The organism is Mycobacterium sp. OAS707 (genome assembly GCF_014873705.1).
Lineage (GTDB): Bacteria > Actinomycetota > Actinomycetes > Mycobacteriales > Mycobacteriaceae > Mycobacterium.
Map to the genome: position 1 here is coordinate 101316 of NZ_JADBDS010000006.1, position 19438 is coordinate 120753.

The window sequence follows — 19438 nt, forward strand, 5'->3', positions numbered from 1 at the left end:
TGCGATAGATAACGAGGAGAATTCCATGCTTGTACTTAACGGATCCGCGAGTATCGCCGACGTGGTGGCACTCGCGGACCGCCGCGAGCAGGTTTCGGTCTCGCCGCGCGTTGTTGAAGCCGTCGACCACGCGCATCGGGTGGCCGCGGAGCTGGGCACCCGCTTCCCCATCTACGGCAGAACCACCGGCGTCGGCGCGAATCGAAACACGGCCGTGTCGCCGACCGACACGGAATACGGCATGCGTCTGCTGCGCAGCCACGCAGTGGATGCGGGTGACCCGCTGGACGACAGGACGGTGCGGGCGATGCTCGCTGTGCGGCTGGCCCAGTTGTGCGTGCCTGGCGCGGGACTCGATCCGAAAATCTTGTCCGGACTCGCGACGATGCTCAACGACGACGCCCTGCCGGAGCTTCGTCAGTACGCGTCGATCGGGACGGGGGACCTCGCCCCGCTCGCAGGCACCGCATTGACTCTGATCGGCGAGCGGCGGGCGTCGAAGCCGCTGACGCCGATGGCGCCGTGGGGCGCCGACAGCGCGTTGCCGTTCATGAGCAGCAGCGCGCTCACCGTCGGCCGCGGTTGCCTTGCACTGGACGAGCTTTCACGTCTGGAAAGAGCGTCGAGCATGATCTACGCGCTCAGTTTCATTGCACTCGACGGCAATCCCGAGGCGCTGTCTTCCGTCGCCGCGCAAGCGTCGGCCGCCCCGTATGTCGCGACCGTCGCCGATCGGCTGTGCTCACTGCTGGCGGACGGGCTGGGTCGACCACCCGCCCGCATCCAGGATCCCTACGGCCTGCGGGTGTACCCGGTTGCGCAGGCGACGGTGCTCGCGTCCATGCACACGCTGGAGGGGCAACTGGAGCGAACGCTCAACTCCGCGCAGGAGAATCCGCTGTTCGATATCGACAAGGGCGCAGTCGTTCATCACGGTGCGTTCTACCAGGCGTCGTTGTCGCTCGAATTGGATGGCACCACGCTGGCGCTCGCGCTCACCGCTCCCATCACGCACTCCCGGATCAGAATGATCAACGACCCGGATACCAACGGCGGCAACGCTTTTCTCGCAGCTGATGCGCCGGGGTCGTCCGGGCTGATGATGGTCGAGTACGTGGCCGCAGGTGCGATCGCGGAGATCCGCAACGCCGCCCAACCTGCGTCTGCCGGCACGCTCGTGCTGTCGCGGGGCGCAGAGGAGGACGCCACCTTCGCGTCTCAGGGCGCACAGCAACTCGAGCGGTCCATCGCCGCATACCGGGTCTTGCTGTGCTGCGAACTCGTTGGCGCAGTGCGACTTCTGCGTCACCGCGGACTCCACGATCAGGTCGGCGGTGTGGTTGGCGATGCGCTCGACCTTGCCGGCGTGCTGCCCCGCGCCACCGACGACCGCGACCTCCGCGGGGATATCGCGTTGGCGGAATCCCTGCTGGACGAGATCGGCCGACTGGTGCCCGCCGAAACGAAGAGCTAACCCGCTCGGATCAGGTCTGCGGCCTTCTCGCCGATGAGCACGCTGGGCGCGTGGGTGTGGCCGCGGATGATTGTCGGCATCACCGACGCATCGGCGACCCGCAGCCCGTCCACCCCGCGCACGCGTAGCTCAGGGTCGACGACGCTGGCGTCGTCGCTGCCCATCCGGCAGGTGCCAACCGGGTGATAAAGCGTGTGCGACAACGAGTTCAGTGCCGTTTCGAGCGTCTCGTCGTCGAGTACCCTCGCGCCCAGCGGCCTGGCGATCTTGCCGATGATGCCCTTGAGCGCGGCGGCCCTGGCGATATCGGCACACATCCGCAACCCGGACATCAGCGCTGCACGGTCGGCGCCGTCGGCGTCGGTCAGGTACCGGGGGTCGATGATCGGCTTGTCTTTCGGATTCGCCGACCGCAGGGTGATGGTGCCGCTGCTGTGCGGCTTGAGCAGGATCGGACCCATCACAACGGCATGGCGGTCGTAGGGATCGCCGAGCCCTTCCTCGAAGTACGGAGCGGGCGCGAAAATCAGCTCCAGATCTGGGTGTTCGAGGTCCGCGCGGCTCTTGGCGAAGCCGTAGGCCTCCCCGACGTTGGACGTGAGCATGCCGCGTCTGCGCGCAAAGTAGTTCACCAGTTCCAGCGGTTTCTCCGCCGTGAACAGAGTGTCGTTGGGCACGTCGAAACCAATCGGGACCACGAGATGGTCCAACAGGTTCGTGCCGACACCGGGTGCCTCGGCCACCACGCCGATGCCGTGCTCGGTGAGCTGGTCGCCAGGCCCGATGCCGGACAGCATCAGCAACTGCGGGCTGTTGATCGCGCCGCCGCACAGCACCACCTCGCGGCGGGCCTTCACGACGCGGCGAGCACCCAGCTGCTCGAATTCCACACCGACTGCGCGCTTTCCGTCGAAGAGCACACGCGTCACGGTGGCCTCGGTGTGCAAGGTCAGGTTTCGCCGCCGCAGCGCCGGTTTGAGATACGCGTCGGCGGTGCTCCACCGCGCTCCCCTGCGCTGTGTGACGCGGGTTTCGATGAAACCCCTGTGACCGCACTCGCGCGCGGCTTCCAACCAGGCCGCCGTTGCGCTGCGTGGGCTGCGCTGCGGCGAGATGACGAGCGGTCCGCTTTCGATGCGCTGGAAGTACTTCTCGACAAACCCGTAGCTCCACTGCTCGCCAGCGTGCTCGGCCCACTCGTCGTAGTCCGCGGGAAAACCCCTGACCCACATCATCGCGTTCATCGATGATGAGCCGCCCAGCACTTTGCCTCGCGGCCAATAGATTTCGCGGCCGTCGAGTTCCTTCTGCGGTTCGGTCAGGTAATCCCAGTCCATGGCGCTGCGAAAGAGTTTCGCGAAACCGGCAGGGATGTGAATGAACTTGTCCTTGTCCCGCGGGCCAGCCTCGAGCACCACCACGGACACGGCCGGATCTGCGCTGAGCCTGTTGGCCACCACTGACCCGGCCGAGCCGGTCCCCACCACGATGTAGTCGGCATCCACCTGCCGGAGTCTATGAGTCCGCCAGTCGTTGCACGCTCAATTCGTCGGCTCAGGTGTGGCCGTGGCGTATTGCCGATGACGTCAATTCAGCAACTCTTTCTGATGGCGAATTGACCGGAAATGCTGGCATAACGGGGCGAGGGGACTATTTTGGCAACCGTGATCGGGCTGTCTCACCCTACCCTCGCGAGCCGAAAGGGAGAAGTCGATGAAGAATGCCACTCACAAGTTCGTCGCGGTTTGCATCGGGGCCCCTCTGATGGCTCTCATGGTCGCAGCCCCCACCGCGTTCGCCGCCCCGTGTGATGCGTCGTGCGGCGTCGGCGGTGCATCCGGTGGCAACGGCGGTATCAAATCGGGCGGTAAAGCCAACGGCGGCCAGGTGGTTGGCCCGCGTGGCGGCACCTTCTCGGGCACTGTAGCCACCAATGGTCCCACCAGCTCGGGTCGCATCGTCACAGCGCCGGATTCTCAATTCGGCGCAGGCACGCTGAGCGGCAACTTCACGACGTTGCCGGGGAAGGGTCATTGCACGGGCGGCTTGACTCAGTTCTGCTGACCGACAAGGCCGGCACCGCCTCGGCCTCGAGCAGCTCTGCGTGCGGTGCCCGGGCGGGAAGCAACCAGGCGACGACGATCGCGGCGCCCAGCGCGATTCCCGCGCTGACAAGCGAACCGACCTGCAGACCGTCGAGAAAAGCCGTGTTGACAGCGGCGCGGGCGTCGGGAATCAGCGGCTGCGGAAGCTGACCGATGACTCGTTGCGCGGCGGCCATCGACCGTTCCATTGTCGCGCGGGCATCGGCGGGCAGGTTGGCCAACGCCGGGCTGGCGGAAAGCCGACTCGAATAGATCGAGGCGAACACGCTGCCGACGATCGCGACGCCCAGCGTTCCACCGAGTTCACGGGTGGTGTCGTTGACCGCCGAACCGACGCCGGCCTTGTCCGGGGACAGCGAGCCCATGATCGCCTCGGTGCCCGGCGCGGTGGTCAGGCCGAGGCCACCGCCGAGAAGCACCATCTGCAAGGCGATTTCGAGGTACGGCGTAGCGGCGTCGGCTGTCGACGCCCACGCGAGTCCAGCCGCGAAGGTGGCCAACCCGCCTGCGACCACCGCAGTGGTGCCGGTCCTTTCGACAATGCGCGGACCGATGATGCTGGCGACCGCAATCGAGACGGCGACGGGCAGTAGCCGGACCCCGGCCTCAAATGCGCTGTAGCCCTTGATGAATTGGAAGTACTGGGTGATGACGAAAATGAACCCGAACAAGGTCAGAAACCCTGCGGTCACCGCCAGGCTGCCACCGGAGAACCGCCTGTTGAAGAACACCGTCACGTCGAGCATCGGGTGCGGGGTGCGCCGCTCCCACAGCGCGAAAACCGCGAGCACTGCCACGGCACTCACGAAGCCCGCGACGGTGTGCGTGCTGCCCCAGCCCCAGTTCGGCGCCTCGATGACGGCGTAGACCAGCGCAGTGATGCCGATGGAGGACAGCACCAGACCCGGCACATCGACCGGCGGTGCCGCGGGATCACGTGAGGTCGGGATGAACAGCACGCCGCCGATGATCGCCACCGCTGCCAGCGGCACGTTGACCATGAATACCGAACCCCATGAGAAGTGCTCGAGCAGCCAACCACCGGAGATCGGCCCCGCGGCCACACCGACGCCGACCATGGCGGCCCACAGCCCGATCGCCTTCGCGCGCTTCACCGGTTCGGCGAAGATGTTGGTGATCAATGACAATGTGGTTGGGAAGATGACGGCGGCGCCGACGCCCATGGCTGCCCGCGAAGCGATCAGCGCATCGGCCGAGTTCACTTGTGCCGCAATGGCGGAGGTGACCGCGAACAGCGCGAGGCCGGCACTGAGCCAGCCGCGGCGACCGAAACGGTCGGACAGGCTGCCCGCCGACAGCATGAGCCCGGCCATCACGAGCGTGTAGGCATCGACGATCCATTGCAGCTGCGCGGTGTCGGCGTCCAAGTCCCGCGACAGAGTAGGTAGCGCAACGTTGACGATGGTGGCGTCCACGCTGATGACGAAGACGCTGAGGCAGATGAAGACGAGCGCGGCGACCGGGCGGTCTTTGAAGATTGGGGTGCTCATGGCCAGAACCGTAAACCTCTCAGACAAGTTTTTCAAGCGATAAGACCTATTACTTGTCTAAGTGGTAAGGTTATTCCCATGCCACGGAGCTACCAGCAGAACTGCCCGATCGCCAAAGGCCTCGATGTGCTCGGCGAGCGCTGGACGCTGCTGATCCTGCGCGAGCTGATCGGTGGTCCTCGCCGCTATGGAGATCTGCGCGGACAGCTGCCCGGGATCGCCACCAACCTGCTGGCCGACCGACTGCGCGAGCTGGAGGAGGCCGGTCTGGTCGATCGCGAGGAGTTGCCGCCGCCGGTCGCGCGGACGGTGTACACGCTGAGCCAGACGGGCTGGCGCAAGGTGCTGCCGGTGGTCAAGGCGATCGCGATGTTCGGCCTCGACATGGTCGTGCCGGATGCCTCCGCGCTGACGCCGCTCAACGGATTTCTCGCAGGCATCCTGCTCGGCATTGATTCCGGCAGCATCGGGGACGTGCGCGCGTCGTATCGCGTCGACATCGACAAGCGCAGGTTCGAGTTCGCCGTCGACCCCGCAGGCTTGAGCGCCCCACAGGGTTCGCCCGCCGTCACCGTGACGACGACGGCAGCCGACCTGATCTCCGCTCGGCTGGGCGCGACCGCGGCCGAGCGCAAGGCCGCTCTGCGGCGGATCAAGTTCGACGGGGACGCGGACGCCGTCGGCGACATGCGACGCGTGTTCGGCCTATCCGGCGACCCTGGTCTACAGGCGGCCTAGGTATTGGCGCGAGCGGCCAGTTATGACACAGTTTTTGCGAGATCCTGTGCCGCAAGTGGCCACTCGGCGGCGGACGGCAACTAGGCGTTCGACCAGTCGAACTCGTAGAAGATCCAATTCGTGTCGGTGAAGTCCAGCCGAACACCTTCGGCCTCGACCTGGAACGAGCCGATGCCGCATTCACCCTTCGTCCAGATGAACCCATCCGGCAGCACGATCTGTGCTTGATGCGGCTCACCGGTCACGGGGTTCTTGAAGCTGTCACCCGTGGCCCGGCCGAGGCCCTCGGCCGTCATCGTCACGGTCACGCCCTCACCGTCGAAACTGATCGGTGCCTTCGCAAGCCCGACGACCTCGTACGTCGTGCCGAGGATTCCCCATGGGTCGCCACCGAGTTGGCCGGTGTAAATCTGTGACAGACACTCGATCTGCTCGTCGGTGGTCTCCGGGGCGACGATGAACACCGCCCTGCCGTTGCCGTCGTGAATCGCCTTCGGCCAGTCGATCACCGCGATCGCTTTCACACCGGAGAGGTCCACATCACCGCAAGAGCCCTCGAGGATGTGGTTACCGACCATCGCCCGGCAGCTGCCGTCGGCCGACGTCGGGAACCCGTGAAAGTTGCACCCGCACCCCGGCGCGCAGTTGCAGAACTCATACCCGTGTCCCTTGAGGTACCAGCGAGTGCTTTGTTCGGTCGTTGTCATGGCAAACCTTTCGATCAGAGCAGGTAAGTAACAAAGTCGGGGCGCATCAACAGCGTGGCACCCAGAATCACCAGCACCACTCCCGTCACCCGGGCAAGCTGTTCTCCGAACGGCGCGAGTTTCTCGAGCAGAATCAGCACCGCGAAAACCACCATCCATACCAATTGCATTGCCCCGAAAGCGATCAGCAGCGCCATCAGCATCCAGCAGCATCCGATGCAGAACATGCCGTGCCGCATGCCTGCGACGAACGCGCCCACCGGGCGATCCAGATGCTTGCCGTGGCGCATGAAGAACGACAGCGGCGATCGGCAGTGCCGCAGGCAAACCGATTTCAGTGGCGTCAGCTGATACAAACCCGCGGCCAGCGCGACTCCGCCCGCGACGCGTGCGGCCCATGAGCTGCCCGTCATCAGCGGCTCATTCAAGCGACTCCACGCGAAGTACGCCGGAACGCCGACCAGTCCCCACAGCGCGATGTATCCGCCGACGAAGACGGCCACCGGCGCAGCCTGCCCGTTAGCGGCTGCCCTCGCGTAGAGGCGGACCACCGGCAGCACCGCCGGGAACATCATCGCGGCCATCATCGCCACCCATGCGACCAGGAACGCGACGAATGACATGGCCGGCTGTTGCGCCATCGGCATGCCGTCCATCGACGTCTCGTCGCCGGCCATCTCACCGGCGGTGTAGGCCGACCACCACCAACCGAGTGCCGCGAGGATCAGCAGCCCAGCCTGCAACCAGATGTCGCGGTTGCCCGCTACCCCACGAACGTCGCTCGCACGCAAGTCAGCCCCCCACGGCCGTCGTGTACCAACTATTGCACCGTTGGCGGGCCGGGGTAGCGGATTTGCCGGCTAGGCCGTGAGCTCGATGTGATGGGCCCCCGTCACGCTGGCGTAGCGCTCCGGACTGCAGGTCAACACGATCACCTGACCATCTCCGCCGACGGCGTCGAACACCGCGCCCATTTTGGTCAGCCGCTGCGGGTCGGTGAAACCGAGCGCGTCGTCGATGACCACCGGAACGCTGTCTTCCTTGGCCACCAACACCGCGCCAGCCAGTCGCGCGACGATGCCCATCTGTTCCTTGGCGCCGCCGGACAACGACTCGTACGGCACGGTGCGGCCCGCCAGTGTCCGGTTGCAGATGCGCAGCGCGCTGTCGATCTCGACTTCGAAGCTATCGCCAAACACGATGCGGCCCAACCGCTCCACCTGGTTTCGGAACGGGTCGACGTAACGCTGCCTGGTGGCGTCGCGGTGTCGCGCCATCACCGAGCGCAGCAGTTGCGCAGCACGGGCACGCCGATGCATACGCAAATACTCTGCCTCTGCGCGCTCGCGTTCGGTCTGTGCGGCATCGAGGTGACCCTTGCGGCCCTCGGTGCCGTAAACCTTGAGCTGCGTGGTCACCTCGCGTAGCGCCTCGGATGCTTCCTCGTGCCTGCTGTCCAGCGAGTCGGCCCGGCGAACCGCATCGCTGAGCGCGGCGCCGACGGTGTCCGGTGCACTCTTCGCCAATTCGGCGCCCAGTTCTGCGACGAGTCCTGTTGCGCGCCGGGCCGCCTCACCGTCGGCTTCTGCCTTGACCGCGAGCTCGTCGTCGGTAGCGAGCGATCGCAGATGAACCAACCGCTCCTGCGCTGCGCTGAGTTCGATTCGGGCCGCGGCGAGTTTTTCGCGGGCGACGTTGGCACGGGTGGTCTGCTCCCCCAATCGCTTCGCCGCGGCCTCGGCCACCTTGCGATGTGTTTCGCAGTCCGCCATGGCCTGCTTGTGCGCGACCACCGCGGCGTCGAGGTCGGCGCGGGCAGCCGTCGGGTCGTCCCACAGACTGAGGTCGGCGGGCTCACCAGCGCGCAATTCGGCTAGCCGCGTTCGCAATTGGTCGACGACGTCGTCACCTGTCAGCGCTTCGCACGTGGCGCTCAGTTTGGTATGCGCAGCAAGCAGTTCGCGGCGACGCTCATCCAGCAGGCGCGCGGCATCCACATCCGCGACCCGCGCCCGCGCCAATGCACCAGCGAGAACCTCTTGTGCCGCTTCGAGTTTGGTCTGTGAATCCGCCGCGGGAGTTCCGGGCACGACGCGGGCACGCAGCAACCCGGGCAGTTCGATGTCGGTCGGCGCGCCGACGTTTGCCGCCCAGCTGCCACCGGCCTCGAGGGAAACCGGCTCGCCCTCGACGCGGACCTCGACGTCGGCGATCGCGACGATTTCGATGTGGGCTGACGCGAGTTCGGCTTGACCCGCAGCCCGTTCGACCGCAATGGCCGCGGCTTCGATCGCCCGCATCGTGTCGTCTGTCAGCGCAATGTCCGCGAGCTCGCGGGCAACGCGGTCGAGCTCGCGGCGTGCGGCATCGAGCTTGGCAAGGCGGCCTTCGAGGCGGTCGGCCTCGTCCCGGGCGGATACGCGCTCGACGGCACGCCGGGCGACATCGACCCGCGTCTGGGCCGCCTCGACTGCGGCACGCGCCTCCCCCGCTGCGGCCTCGGCGGCCTCCTGCACTTCGGCAGCGGTCGCGAGGTCCTCGACAGCCTCCGCCGCGGCGGCCTGCAGTTCGGTGGTCGCGGCGGTGCGCTGATCGATGTCTGCGCGCAGCCGCCGCCGTTCGGTGAGCGCGGCGACCGACGCGGTCATCGTGGCATCGGCTGCTGCGGCGACCACCTGGGCCTGCTTGAGCTGCTGGGTCAGCGCGGCGACGGCCTCCGCCGCTGCACGCGCCTCGGCGAGACGTTTCGCCGCCTCGGCCCGCTGCTCGGCCAGCACCGAAAGGCTCTCGGTCAGCGCGCCGTGCTTGCGCACCGCATCGTCGACCTCGGCCACCGCGGCCGCGCACCGGGCCACCTCGTCGTCGGCGTCGCGCAGCCGCTTGATGGCGGCGGCCCATTCGGCGGTCGGCCGGCCGGTCTGCGTGTAGTACCGCAGGTATTCGGCGTCGATGCGGTCGATCAGCAGTCCATCCGTAGCGCCGGACGGCGCCTGCGTTTCGCCGGCGGCCGCATCCAGCGCGCGCGAGAGTGCGTCGCACCCTGACAGGTCCACCACCGCGGTGGAGGTCGCCTGCAGCACCCGTTGCGCCTGCCACAACTCCATGTCGACCGTCTCGTCGAGCAGCGCGAGGACCCGCTCGTGCGCCTCGTCGCCGGTGAGCTGCTCGCGGCGCGGCGCGAGCACCGTCAGCTGCGTCTCGCAACGTTTGTGAAACCGCTTGTGATAGACGAATCGATAAGGGCCGGTTGAGATTTCGGCGGTGATCTCGGCGCCGACGTCGGCGTGGGTCGGCTTGACCTGCTTGACGTCCTTCTTGTTCGACCGGTCCTTTGAGTTGATCAGCAGATCGAGCGCCTCGATCATCGACGACTTGCCGATCTCGTTGGCGCCGCTGACGACGACCACGCCGTGGTCGGGAAACTCGATCTCGCGGTGGGTGATGCCGCGGTAATTCGTCAGTACGAGCCGATGCAGTTTCACGCGACGCCCCGGTCCACCAGGCGCAGCAGCAGCGCCAACGCCGCGCGGGCGTCGTCGGCATCCTCACCGTCAGTGCGTGCGGTGTCGACCAGCTCGTCGACGGCGGCCGCAGCGAACCCGCCGATGCCGAGGTCGTCGAACTCGCCGTCGGCGGGGATGACCGCGATGTCGGTCTGCTTGTCCCACGGCACCAGCGCGGCAAACAGCCGGGCGTACTTGTCGAGGCACGCGTCGAGCGCGGCCTTATCGGTGACGGTCAGCGATCCGCTGAGCCCCAGCCGAACGACAGTGCGCTCCTTGTCCGGCATCAGGTCGAGGTTGATATCGAGGTCGACGATGTCACGACTGCTGTCCACGGTGCGGCACAGCGTGACGAAGCGCCACCGTCCGACGCGTTGCGCGTCCACCTGCACCGGCCGTCGCGGGTCGTTTTCATCGATGTCGACCAGCAGCACGTGGCCAGGGTCGGGCTCGATGTCGTCGTAGTTGGTGACCTCGGGTGAGCCGGAGTACCAGATGCGGCCCGTCGAGCCGACCTGAGTACGGGAGTGCTTGTCCCCCAAAGCAACATAGTGCACCGCGCCACGCTCGATGGCCGCCTCCAGCACAGCGAGCCGGACCAGCGACGGCTTGTCCTTGTCGGGTTCGAAGATGTCGACACCGCCGTGCCCCACCACAATTCGCGTGACGCCGTCGGGCTGCAGTCCGCCCAGCACCTCGGCCACCAGATCGGTGGTCGGCTTCTTCGAGCGCCACGGCGCGGCAACGATTTCCAGCCCCGGGCGCACCTCGTGTACGCCCTCACGGTCGAGAACCGTGACGTTGTCGGGACATTCGGCGGTGAACAGCGCACTGGTGTACACCGACGAAGCGTCGAGTGGGTCGTGGTTGCCGGGAAGCAGATACACCGGAATGCCGATGGCGCGCATGGCTTCCAGCGACTGGCTGACGTCACGCGGCGCGAGTTGGTTGTCTTCGAAGACATCGCCTGCCACCACCACGAATTCGGCGCCCGCGTCAACCGCGAGCGGCCCGATGCCCGCGACGACGTCGCGGCGGGCGGCTGAATACCGCGGCTGGGCCTCGCCGTTCAGGAAGTATCGGGTCATGCCGAGCTGCCAGTCGGCGGTGTGCACGAATCGCATCTCGGCTCTCCTTTCATGTCCTGTATCTCCTCGGCACCGCGAGTGTAGGTCCGCCCGCCGACAAGTCTCGGGACGTGCGTCGGCATGCCCTACCGTTATTGGTGTGACCGACCGCTACCGCACTCTGCTATTGCTTCGGCACGCCAAATCGGACTATCCGACCGGTGTGGCCGACCATGAGCGCCCGCTGGCGCCGAGGGGTGAACGGGAGGCCACGCTGGCAGGCGATTGGCTGCGGGCCAACGCGCCCGCGGTGGACGCGGTGCTGTGCTCGACGGCCACCCGCACCCGCGAGACGCTGGCGCGGACCCGTATCGACGCCCCGGTTGACTACCTTGACCGGCTATACGACGCAACACCTGGCACGGTGATCGAGGAGATAAACCGGGTCGCACCCGACGTCGAAACCCTGCTGGTGATCGGACACGAGCCGACGATGTCGTCGTTGGCGCTCGGCCTGGCCTCCGTTGACGGAAGCAATAGCACAGCGGCCGAACGCATTTCGGCGAAGTTCCCGACCTCTGCGATCGCGGTGCTGCGCACCGGTGAGCCGTGGGACAAGCTGACGCTCAGCGGCGCCACACTTGTCGGCTTCCACGTGCCCAGGTGATCAGGAACTGGTGGCCAGCGTCAGTTCCATCAGCTTGACGACCATCCCGCATGCGTCGATGCCCGGCGTCTGCGGGTTCACCCACCAACCGACCACACCGCCGGCGTCGCTGGCGACTCCGCACGCCCCGTTGGGATCGTTGGGCTTCATCACTATCGACGGCACACCCGCGATCGAGCGGTTCTCGATCTGATAGTTCAGGCTTTGGGCGACCTTCTTCTCGTTGTCGAGGCTGCCCTGCTCGTACCAGAACCGGGTGATGTCGATCAGGCCCGCCGGGTTGGCCGCCTGCCAGCGGCACACCGCGCCGACGAACGTGCTCTGAATGTCCAGCGGATCGGCGCCGACGGTCTTGGCGAGGATGTCCTCGGTCAGCACCTCACATTCCTTGAGCAGGTTGGGGTACTGCTTGGCCGAGTCGTCGTTGCGGGGCACGTCGCCCGTTCCCGACTTCGTCGCGGTTCCCTGAACCGTTGATGTGCAGCCGGTCAGCAGCACCAACACCGACATCGCGGCGACCACGCCGGCCAGTGCGCGACGGCGCAAGCGGCTCATTTCGCATTCACAATCGATTGTCGGGTCAGTTCCTTGGCCACGTCACAGGGATCCGGGAACGGCTGTTCGTTGAAGCTGATCGACCACTCGATGAAATCGTCTTGGAACTGGATGCCCACCTCGCACAGGTTGTTGCCGATCGTCGGATCGGTGCCCAAGGCGATGAACCCGCTGTGCCCCTCGATGTTGATGTCCTCGACGCTGGCCCGCGACAGTTCCTCGGTCTTGCGTTCGCGCCCAATCGGGCTGCCGCGATACCACGTGAAGGAGAAGTGCGGGCCCAGGATGCCGCCGCCCTGCAGCCACTGGCAGCCCACCGAGTTGCGCGCGGTGTTCACCAGGCCGGTGACCCGGGTCTGTTCGGCGATCGTCTGGTCGGTGACGCCGCCGCATTCGGGAAACATCGGGCCGTGCGAGGCGTTCTGCGACGGGCCCGGCGACTGCGGAACGCTAGGCGAAGTCGAGCCCCCCGAATCGCTCGAGCACGCCGCAAACAGCGGCATCATGGCCGCGGCCATTGCGGCCAGCGCCTTCGCGGACCGCGGCTTCCCGGTCGCGCACTTGCTGGGGGTCACGCCATGCACTGTAGCGGCACCCCAACACCTCAACCACCGACATGCCGATTGACCAGCTCATTAAGCGAATTCTCAGGTGGCGCTGCCGAACACAACTTCGGTGGGCGGGGTATGCGACAGTAGCGGGATGCTCTGGGCGTTGCTGCGACGGTATACGCGTCCGTACCGCTCTCTGCTCGCGACCGTGGCGGGTCTCCAGCTCATCAGCACGCTCGCGTCGCTGTACCTGCCCACCGTCAACGCCGCGATCATCGACGACGGCGTCGCCCAAGGGAATCTGCGGCGGATCGCCGAACTCGGCGGCGTGATGCTCGCCGTTACCGGAATGCAGGTGGTGTGCGCGGTCGGCGCGGTGTACTTCGGGTCGCGGGCAGGCATGGGGGTCGGGCGTGACCTGCGCAGGTCGATCTTCAGCCACGTCACCAGCTTCTCGGCAGAGGAGACGGCTAGATTCGGCGCCCCGTCGCTGCTGACCCGGACCACCAACGACGTCCAGCAGATCCAGCAGTTCGTGCAGCTGACCTGCACGATGCTGATCACCGCGCCGATCATGTCGATCGGCGGCATCTTCATGGCGATACATCAGGACGCGGGCCTGTCGTGGCTGCTGTTGATCAGTGTGCCGGTGCTGGCGGTCGCCAATTATCTGATCGTGTCGCGACTGCTGCCCATCTTCCGTCGGGTGCAGCGTCAGATCGACAGCATCAACCGGGTGATGCGCGAACAGCTCTCCGGCCTTCGGGTGATCCGGGCCTTCGCGCGGGAGGCGTTCGAACGCAACCGATTCGGCGTTGCCAACCAGGGCCTATCGGACTCCGCGCTGGAAGCCGGCCGGCTGCAGGCGTTGATGCTGCCGGTCACCACGCTGGTGATCAACATCTCCAGCGTCGCGCTGATCTGGTTCGGCGGCTTGCGAATTGACGCCGGGCTGATGCAGGTGGGCTCGCTGATCGCGTTCCTTTCTTACTTCATGCAGATCCTGATGGCCGTATTGCTGGCCACGTTCATGCTGGTGCTGCTGCCGCGCGCGTCGGTATGCGCCGAACGGATCACCGGCGTGCTGTCCACTACGCCCGGCATCACCAGCCCTCCGTCGCCGGTGCGACCCGACACCGTTCGCGGCGAAACCCGGTTGGACGGTGCGACATTCAGCTACCCCGGCGCCGACCGCCCTGTGCTGCAGGATGTTTCGTTCACTGCGCTACCCGGCGCCACCACCGCGATCGTCGGGTCGACCGGTTCGGGGAAGTCCACCCTGATCGCGCTGATCTGCCGACTGTACGACGTCACCGCAGGATCGGTGCGCATCGACGGCGTCGACGTGCGCGACTACGACACCGAACAGCTGTGGTCGGCCATCGGCCTGGTGCCGCAGCGTGGCTACCTGTTCTCCGGCACGGTCGCAGACAACCTGCGATACGGCAAGGCCGACGCGACCGACGAGGAGATGTGGGATGCGCTGCGGGTCGCGGCCGCCGACGATTTCGTCCGCGCCCACCCCGACGGTTTGGCGATGCCGGTCGCGCAGGCCGGCATCAATTTTTCGGGAGGCCAACGGCAACGGTTGGCGATCGCACGCGCCGTGATCCGCCGTCCGGCGATCTACCTGTTCGACGACGCGTTCTCCGCACTCGATGTGCACACCGACGCCCGCGTCCGCGCGTCGCTGCGCGAGGTGTCGGCGGACTCGACGGTCGTGATTGTGTCGCAACGCATCTCGACGGTCGCCGAGGCTGACCAGATCGTCGTCGTCGACGACGGCCGGGTGGTGGGAATCGGCACGCATGACACGCTGCTGGCCACCTGCCCCACCTACGCCGAGTTCGCCGACTCGCAGTCGCTGGTCGCCGGGGCGGGAGGCCACTGATGACCGCAGGGCCGATGACACGGCCGATCCGCGGCGTGGTGCAGGCACCGACGGAGCGGTCGCGCGACTTCAAGGGGTCGGCGGTCCGATTGGTCAAACGGCTGACGCCACAGCGCGGGCTCACCGCCGTCGTGATCCTGCTGGGGGTCGGCGGGATCGCGATCGGGGTGATAGGCCCGCGCATCCTCGGCCACGCAACCGATCTGCTGTTCAACGGCGTGATCGGCCGCCAACTGCCCGCTGGTCTGACGAAGGAGCAGGCCATCGCGGCAGCGCGGGCGCGCGGCGACAACACCTTCGCCGATCTGCTGTCGGGAATGAATGTCGTGCCTGGCCGTGGCGTGGACTTCGGCGCGATCGGCCGCACGCTGCTTTTGGCTTTGGGGCTGTATCTGGTTGCTGCGCTCATGGTTTGGCTGCAGGCGCGCATCCTCAACGTCGTGGTGCAGCGCACCATGGTGGGCCTGCGTTCCGACGTCGAGAACAAGGTGCATCGACTGCCGTTGCGCTACTTCGACTCCCGGCAACGCGGTGAGGTGCTGAGCAGGGTCACCAACGACATCGACAACCTTCAGCAGTCGTTGTCGATGACGATCAGCCAGCTGCTGACTTCGGTGCTCACCGTGGTGGCGGTGTTGGTGATGATGCTGACCATCTCGCCGCTGCTGACGTTGCTCACGGTCATCACCGTGCCGCTGTCGCTGTGGGTGACGCGCGCGATCGCCCGCCGCTCACAGCGCTTGTTCGTCGCGCAATGGCGCAACACCGGCCGCCTCAACGCCCACATCGAGGAGACCTACAGCGGGTTCACGGTGGTCAAGACCTTCGGCCACCGGGCGAGGGCGCTGGAGCAGTTCGAACAGTTCAACGACGACGTCTACCAGGCCAGCCGTGGCGCGCAGTTCTTCTCGGGATTGGTCGGCCCGGCCACCACATTCGTCGGAAACCTGAGCTACGTGGCGGTCGCGGTGGTCGGCGGTGTGCAGGTCGCGACGGGTCAGATCACGCTGGGCAGCATCCAGGCGTTCATCCAGTACGTCCGCCAGTTCAATCAGCCGCTGAGTCAGGTCGCGGGGATGTACAACACCCTGCAGTCCGGAGTGGCAAGTGCCGAGCGGGTTTTCGATCTGCTGGACGCCGAGGAAGAGTCGCCGGACCCGGGCGTGGTGCTGCCGTCGGTGGACGGCGGCCCGCGCGGCCGGGTCGAGTTCCAGCACGTCGACTTCAGCTACCAGCCAGGCACACCGGTGATCGAAGACCTGTCACTGGTGGCGGAGCCCGGCAGCACAGTGGCGATCGTCGGGCCAACCGGCGCGGGCAAGACCACGCTGGTGAACCTGTTGATGCGGTTTTACGACGTGGACTCGGGACGCATTCTCGTTGACGGCGTTGACATCTCGTCGGTGGACCGGCAGTCACTGCGGTCAAGGATCGGCATGGTGCTGCAGGACACCTGGCTGCTGGGCGGGTCGATCTACGACAACATCGCCTACGGCAGACCCGATGCCAGCGAGGACGACGTAATCGCTGCCGCTACGGCGGCCTACGTCGACCGGTTCGTGCATACGCTGCCCGACGGCTACCAGACGGTCGTCAGCGACGACGGCGGCAACATCAGTGCGGGTGAGAAGCAGCTGATCACCATCGCCCGCGCCTTCCTGGCCCGCCCCCAGCTGCTGGTTCTCGACGAAGCAACCAGCTCGGTGGACACCAGAACGGAGCTGCTGATCCAGCACGCGATGGGCGAACTGCGCCGCGATCGCACGAGTTTCATCATCGCGCACCGGCTTTCGACGATCCGCGATGCCGACGTGATCCTGGTGATGGAGGCGGGCCGGATCGTCGAGCGAGGCAGTCATCAGGAACTGTTGGCTAAGCATGGCGCTTATTGGGAGATGACGCAGGTCTAGCGGGGCTATGGTGCGTGCATGACCGCCACGGTGCACACGTTCTGCCGATACTGCCTGGCCTGCTGTGGTCTCGAAGTGACGGTCGAGGACAACCGGGTCACCAAGATCGCGCCCGACAAGCAGAACCCCCACACGTGGCAGGACTTCTGCGCCAAGGGCCGCACCGCCAACCAGCTTGTCGAGCATCCGCGCCGGATCCTCAACCCCATGCGCCGGGTGGGCGATACATACGTGGAGGCCAGTTGGGAGGAGGCGATCGGTGACATCGCCGCCCGGATGAACGCGCTGATCGACGCCGACGGGCCCGATGCGGTCGGCATCTATTACGGCAATCCGTCCGGCTTCTCGTCGTCGAACATCATCTTCATGAACGCATGGCTGGACGGCATCGGCACGCACAACCGGTACTTCGTCGGCTCGGTGGACCAGAACGCGATGCACGTCGTCGCAACGGCGATGTACGGTTCGATGCTGATGGCGCCGGTGTCCGACATCGACAACTGCGACTACTTTCTGCTCGTCGGCACCAATCCCGCTGTCAGCGCGTGGAATTGGCTCGAGACGGTGCCTGGTGGATGGCGGCGCGCGGTGGAGCGACAAAAGCGGGGCGCGACGATCGTCGTCGTCGACCCACTGCGGACAGAGACCGCAGAGAAGGCCGACGTCCACCTCGCCGTGCGGCCCGGGCAGGACTGGGCACTGCTGCTCGCGATGGTCAAGGTGATCCTCGACGAGCGCCTCGAACATGAGCAGGACTGCACGGAACTGGCAACGGGCGTCGACGATCTGCGCCGGCTTGTCGCCGATGCCGACCTCGACGATCTGGCAGTGCGGTGCGACATTCCGCGCGCTCAGATCGAACGGGTGGCGCGTGAGTTCGCCACAGCGCGCGCCGCGATGGTGGTGACACGGACCGGCGTCTCGCTGCACCTTGCAGGCACCGTCGCGGAGTGGCTCGGGCACGTGCTGAACGTGATCACCGGCAGGATGGATCGTCCCGGCGGTCGCAGGTATGAGCCCGGCTACGTGGACGCCATCCGGCTGTCCGGCATGATCAAGCAGTCACCCCATAGAAGTCGCGTTGCCGGCCGCGGCATGGTTGCCGGCGCGCATGCGCTAAGCGAATTGCCCGATGAGATAACAACTCCGGGTCCCGGCCAGATCAAGGCGATGCTGATCAACTGCGGCAATCCGGTGGTCTCGGGACCCGACGGCGCCAAGCTCGACGAGGCGCTGGCCCAGCTGGATCTGTTGGTGGCCATCGACTTTGTGCAGCGCGAAAGCCACCGGCATGCGCACTGGCTGCTGCCCGCCGTCCATTGGCTGGAGCGTGACGACCTGCTCGCGTTCACCAGCAACATGCACGACGAGCCGTACCTGCAGTACGGACGCAAAGCGGTTGAACCACCGCCCGGCGCGCGTCAGGAATGGCGCATCTTCGTCGATCTGGCGATCGCCATGCGCAAGCCGTTGTTCGGCGCCAGGGGGTTCAATGGATTCGTCAAGGCGACGCGCCGACTGGCGCGGCTGACGCGCAAGCCCGCGTTGGAGTTCGGGCCGCACTGGGTCGACCGGCTGGTGGTCTCCACCGGGCGAAAGGTCAACGGCCGCAGGATCAAATGGCGTGACGTGATGGCACACCCGCACGGCTGGGTGCTCGGCCCTCGCGAGTTCGGACACTTCCGGCAAGCGCTGCGCACCGACGACAAGAAGGTGCACGCGGCGCCGCCGGAGTTCGTGCAGCGGGCGCGCGAGCTGCTCGCCGAACATACGCCGCAGGCGCCTGCCGAGTATCCGTTCCAGCTCGCGAACCGGCGAAACCGTCACTCGATGAACTCATGGCTGAACGAGTTGCCCGGTCTGCATCCGTCCGGCAAGGACAACGAGGTGGTGATCCATCCCGACGACGCGGCCGCGCTTGGCGTCCAAGACGGCGACAAGGTGAGGGTCTACTCCCCTGTCGGCGCGATCGAACTGGCGGCGTCGGTCGACGAGCGACCTCGGCGTGGCGTGGTCGTCATCGACCATGGCTGGGGCTCAAGGATTTTCGACCCGCGCGGCGGCGCGCAGCCGGAGTCCTACGGCGCCAACCGCAATCTGCTGATCGACGGTGGACCCGTCGACCCGCTGTCGCAGACCGCCGCACTGAGCTCGTCGTACGTCGGAATAGAACGCTTGGCCTAGAGTTGCGGGCCCTCGGCGCGCAGGTCGTCGACGTTTTTCATAGCGTCGCGCAGCTTGCCAAGCCATTCGTCGGCGTGCTCGCCAACCAGGCGGACCGACCAGGCCAACGCATCGGAGCGCGACCGCGCCACCCCCGCGTCGACCAGCGTGTCGAGCACCTGACGTTCCGGCTGCTTGAGCCGGGTCATCACCGGAACGGCGATGTGGGTGAACAGAATTCGCTCTGGGTTTTCGGCGCTGCCCACCTCTACCCCCCAAGCCACTTTCCGGCCGTAGCGGGCCTCGGCTTCGTCGGCGATGTGCATGCGCTCGGCTCGGGTCTCTTCGCGGAAGCGCGAGACTCTGCCTGAGGCGCGCGCCTCGCTCTCTTCTCCGTCGGCCACGGGCAGTCGGCCGATCACAGTGATCTCTTCGCGGTCGACAACGACCGTCGGGTCGCCGTCGAACCAGCCATCGGGCAACCGGCCGGCGAACCAGTCGGCAGCATCGCTTGCATCGGGTTGTTCGGCCTGCTGCCAGCCGCCGGAGCGGCCCGACCGTCGGCCATGGAGGTGATGTTGTCGCATGATTACATG

16 protein-coding genes are annotated in these 19438 nt (G+C 66.4%); 7 read left to right on the forward strand and 9 right to left on the reverse strand.

Going from position 1 to position 19438, the window contains the following annotated elements; all coding sequences use genetic code 11:
• The first annotated feature begins 25 nt into the window (after positions 1-25).
• A complete protein-coding gene (locus GGC64_RS31770; RefSeq protein WP_192726589.1) occupies positions 26-1474 on the forward strand; it encodes an aromatic amino acid lyase in 1449 nt (482 codons plus the stop codon).
• On the opposite strand, the gene GGC64_RS31775 is transcribed toward GGC64_RS31770, so the two are convergent.
• Positions 1471-2979 (reverse strand): GMC family oxidoreductase N-terminal domain-containing protein, encoded by a 1509-nt coding sequence (locus tag GGC64_RS31775; protein ID WP_192726590.1) that lies wholly within the window; start codon positions 2977-2979, stop codon positions 1471-1473. The two genes, GGC64_RS31770 and GGC64_RS31775, sit on opposite strands and share 4 nt — an antisense overlap.
• Positions 2980-3187: 208 nt before the next feature.
• On the opposite strand from GGC64_RS31775, the gene GGC64_RS31780 reads away from it, so the two are divergent.
• A complete protein-coding gene (locus GGC64_RS31780) occupies positions 3188-3538 on the forward strand; it encodes a hypothetical protein (RefSeq protein ID WP_192726591.1) in 351 nt (116 codons plus the stop codon).
• Here the strand turns inward: GGC64_RS31780 and GGC64_RS31785 are convergent.
• Positions 3483-5090 (reverse strand): DHA2 family efflux MFS transporter permease subunit, encoded by a 1608-nt coding sequence (locus tag GGC64_RS31785; RefSeq protein ID WP_225952751.1) that lies wholly within the window; start codon positions 5088-5090, stop codon positions 3483-3485. The two genes, GGC64_RS31780 and GGC64_RS31785, sit on opposite strands and share 56 nt — an antisense overlap.
• A 78-nt stretch (positions 5091-5168) precedes the next feature.
• Between GGC64_RS31785 and GGC64_RS31790 the strand changes: the two genes are divergently transcribed.
• Complete coding sequence (locus GGC64_RS31790) at positions 5169-5828, forward strand: helix-turn-helix domain-containing protein (protein WP_192726592.1); 660 nt, start codon at positions 5169-5171, stop codon at positions 5826-5828.
• 80 nt (positions 5829-5908) lie between these two features.
• On the opposite strand, the gene GGC64_RS31795 is transcribed toward GGC64_RS31790, so the two are convergent.
• The 4 genes from GGC64_RS31795 to GGC64_RS31810 all read right to left on the reverse strand — a co-directional run bounded on the left by GGC64_RS31795 (position 5909) and on the right by GGC64_RS31810 (position 11162).
• Positions 5909-6535, reverse strand: coding sequence for a DUF1326 domain-containing protein (locus GGC64_RS31795; RefSeq protein ID WP_192726593.1), 627 nt, complete (start codon positions 6533-6535; stop codon positions 5909-5911).
• A 14-nt stretch (positions 6536-6549) separates the two neighbouring features.
• Entirely contained in the window at positions 6550-7326 is a 777-nt protein-coding gene (locus tag GGC64_RS31800; protein ID WP_192726594.1) for a DUF2182 domain-containing protein, read from the reverse strand.
• Between the two features lie 69 nt (positions 7327-7395).
• Positions 7396-10017: an ATP-binding protein gene (locus tag GGC64_RS31805; protein WP_192726595.1), complete on the reverse strand. Its 2622-nt coding sequence runs from the start codon at positions 10015-10017 to the stop codon at positions 7396-7398.
• Entirely contained in the window at positions 10014-11162 is a 1149-nt protein-coding gene (locus tag GGC64_RS31810) for an exonuclease SbcCD subunit D (protein ID WP_192726596.1), read from the reverse strand. The genes GGC64_RS31805 and GGC64_RS31810 overlap by 4 nt, the downstream gene beginning before the upstream one ends.
• Before the next feature lie 103 nt (positions 11163-11265).
• On the opposite strand from GGC64_RS31810, the gene GGC64_RS31815 reads away from it, so the two are divergent.
• Positions 11266-11772, forward strand: coding sequence for a histidine phosphatase family protein (locus GGC64_RS31815; RefSeq protein ID WP_192726597.1), 507 nt, complete (start codon positions 11266-11268; stop codon positions 11770-11772).
• On the opposite strand, the gene GGC64_RS31820 is transcribed toward GGC64_RS31815, so the two are convergent.
• Entirely contained in the window at positions 11773-12327 is a 555-nt protein-coding gene (locus GGC64_RS31820; protein WP_192726598.1) for a DUF3558 domain-containing protein, read from the reverse strand. It abuts the gene before it with no gap.
• Positions 12324-12845, reverse strand: a complete 522-nt coding sequence (locus GGC64_RS31825) for a DUF3558 domain-containing protein (protein ID WP_192726994.1) — start codon at positions 12843-12845, stop codon at positions 12324-12326. Before GGC64_RS31825 ends, GGC64_RS31820 begins: the two co-directional genes overlap by 4 nt.
• Positions 12846-13029: 184 nt before the next feature.
• Between GGC64_RS31825 and GGC64_RS31830 the strand changes: the two genes are divergently transcribed.
• The 3 genes from GGC64_RS31830 to GGC64_RS31840 are packed head-to-tail and all read left to right on the forward strand — an operon-like array spanning position 13030 to position 18863.
• Positions 13030-14769: an ABC transporter ATP-binding protein gene (locus GGC64_RS31830; RefSeq protein ID WP_192726599.1), complete on the forward strand. Its 1740-nt coding sequence runs from the start codon at positions 13030-13032 to the stop codon at positions 14767-14769.
• A complete protein-coding gene (locus GGC64_RS31835; protein ID WP_192726600.1) occupies positions 14769-16679 on the forward strand; it encodes an ABC transporter ATP-binding protein in 1911 nt (636 codons plus the stop codon). Before GGC64_RS31830 ends, GGC64_RS31835 begins: the two co-directional genes overlap by 1 nt.
• Before the next feature lie 18 nt (positions 16680-16697).
• Entirely contained in the window at positions 16698-18863 is a 2166-nt protein-coding gene (locus GGC64_RS31840) for a molybdopterin-dependent oxidoreductase (protein ID WP_192726601.1), read from the forward strand.
• Here the strand turns inward: GGC64_RS31840 and GGC64_RS31845 are convergent.
• Positions 18860-19429: a hypothetical protein gene (locus GGC64_RS31845; RefSeq protein WP_192726602.1), complete on the reverse strand. Its 570-nt coding sequence runs from the start codon at positions 19427-19429 to the stop codon at positions 18860-18862. The two genes, GGC64_RS31840 and GGC64_RS31845, sit on opposite strands and share 4 nt — an antisense overlap.
• Positions 19430-19438: the final 9 nt, after the last annotated feature.